Annotated in this window: 1 protein-coding gene and 1 pseudogene; both read left to right on the top strand. The window is 78.8% G+C overall.

All coding sequences use genetic code 11. The features are described from left to right. Positions 1-1,020: pseudogene (locus IDM29_RS16615) on the top strand (DNA polymerase Y family protein); the annotation flags it as partial. After that, positions 1,013-1,749 (top strand): PHP domain-containing protein (locus IDM29_RS16610; protein ID WP_188037829.1); only part of this gene is annotated, 737 nt, incomplete at its 3' end. The pseudogene IDM29_RS16615 and the gene IDM29_RS16610, both read left to right, overlap by 8 nt.

Raw genomic sequence — 1,749 nt, 5'->3', positions numbered from 1 at the left:
CTGGCCGACCTGGCGCGCCTGCCGGCCGCCGACGTGCAGACCCGGTTCGGCGCGCTCGGCGCCTGGGCCCACGCGGTCGCCTCGGGCCGCGACGACCGCCCGGCGGCGCTGCGACGGCTCGAGCCCGACGTCGCCGTCGAGCAGGAGATGGACCCGCCGATCGAGCGGGTCGAGGCCGCCGCGTTCGCGGCGCGGCGGCTCGCCGAGGAGCTCCACGCCCAGCTCCAGGCGCGCGGCGCCGGCTGCGGGCGGCTGCAGATCACGGCCCGGACGGAGGACGGCCACGAGCTGATCCGCACGTGGCGCACGGACACGGCGCTGGGCGGCATGTCCGTGGCGCGGATGACCGACCGCGTGCGCTGGCAGCTCGAGGGCTGGCTCACCCGGCAGGGGACGCGTCGCCCGTCCGCCGACCCGGCGCTGAGCGACCCCGAGCCCGGGCGGCTGGTCCGGCTCGGGCTGCGGGCCGAGGAGGTCGTCGCCGTCGGCGCCGAGCAGGGCAGGCTCTGGGGCAACCCGAGCGGGTCCGACCTGCGCGCCCAGCGCGCGCTGCACCGCGTCCAGGGCCTGATCGGCGCGGAGAGGGTGCTCACGCCCGCGCTGCAGGGCGGGCGCGAGGTGCGGGACCAGGTCGCGCTCGTCCCGTGGGGCGAGGAGCCGCCGCCGACGCGTCCCACCGGTGCGCCGTGGCCGGGCAGCCTGCCCCGGCCCGCGCCGGCGACCGTGCTCACCGAGCCGCAGGTGGTCCAGCTGGTCGGCGCGGACGGGCGCCGCGTCCAGGTCGACGCGCGGCTGCAGGTCAGCGCCGACCCGGCCGTGGTGTGGTGGCCCGCGCAGGGGGACCTGCCCGAGCGCGAGACGCCGGTGACCGGTTGGGCCGGGCCGTGGCCCGTGGTCCAGCGCTGGTGGGGGGCCGACCCGTGCCGCGCGGTGTACCTCCAGGCCACCCTCGCGGACGGCCACGCGGTGCTGCTCGCGCTGCGCGACGGCGTGTGGGCCGTGGAGGCCCGGTATGACTGAGCGCTACGCCGAGCTGCACGCGCACTCCGCCTTCAGCTTCCTCGACGGCGCGAGCCAGCCCGAGGAGCTGGTCCACGAGGCGGCGCGGCTGGGCCTGTCGGGCCTCGCGCTGACGGACCACGACGGGCTGTACGGCGTCGTGCGCTTCGCCCAGGCCGCGCGCGACGCCGGGCTGCCCACGGTCTTCGGCTCCGAGCTGCACCTGCCCGCACCCGGCGGCGTGCTCGACGAGCCGACGGGCACGCCCGACCCCCGCGCCACGCACCTGCTCGTGCTCGCGCGCGGACCCGACGGCTACCGCGCGCTGTCCAGCGCGATCGCCGAGGCCCACCTGGCGACCGGCACCAAGGGCATGGCCGACCACCGGCTCGAGACGCTGGCCCAGGCCGCGGCCGGGCAGTGGCTGGTCCTGACGGGGTGCCGCAAGGGCGCCGTGCGCAGCGCGCTCGAGCCGCACGGCCCGGACGGGCGCTGGGACCTCGACGCCGCGCGGGTCGAGCTCGACCGGCTCACCGCCCTGTTCGGCCGGGACAACGTGGCCGTCGAGATCTCGGACACGGGTGACCCGTGGGACTCCGAGCGCTGCGACGCGCTGGCCGAGCTGGCGGCGCGCGCCCGCCTGCCGCTGGTCGCCACCGGGAACGTGCACCACGCGACCCCGGCCGACGCCGACCTCGCCGCCGCGCTCGCGGCCGTGCGCGCCCGCTCGAGCCTGGACGACGTCGACGG

Source organism: Actinotalea sp. JY-7885, from assembly GCF_014525465.1.
Lineage (GTDB): Bacteria > Actinomycetota > Actinomycetes > Actinomycetales > Cellulomonadaceae > Actinotalea.
Note: the sequence above shows the minus strand (reverse complement) of the source record. Positions and strands in the feature narration are given on the sequence as shown.